This is a genomic window from Pauljensenia sp. UMB6358, assembly GCF_030216865.1.
GTDB classification, from domain to species: domain Bacteria; phylum Actinomycetota; class Actinomycetes; order Actinomycetales; family Actinomycetaceae; genus Pauljensenia; species Pauljensenia turicensis_A.
The window spans coordinates 1-265 of record NZ_JASOMS010000182.1; the positions used below are offsets into that span (position 1 = coordinate 1).

1 protein-coding gene is annotated in these 265 nt (G+C 34.0%); it reads left to right on the forward strand.

Annotated features, from left to right (window positions below):
• Window positions 1–265, forward strand: a 265-nt coding sequence (locus tag QP381_RS09105) for a hypothetical protein (protein WP_285068696.1), incomplete at both ends; no start/stop codon positions are given.

The following is a 265-nucleotide window of genomic DNA, read 5'->3' on the forward strand; positions in this document are numbered from 1 at the left end:
ATGATATTTCCAAAAGGATGTTAGGAGGAGTAGCATACAATTGGAAAAATAAGGACAATTCTCCTTTAGCTGAAAGTAAGCATAAAGGTATTCTAAGTAAGAATAATGAATATATAGCTTTACACACAGATGAAAAAGGTAATGAATTAACTTCAAATCTCGAAAAAGTATTAATTAGTGGCAACAAATCAAATACCCGAGGTGGAGGTATTGGTAGCAATGGTACTGTTACTATAGGTACAGAAGGAACGACAAGTGTGTCGGT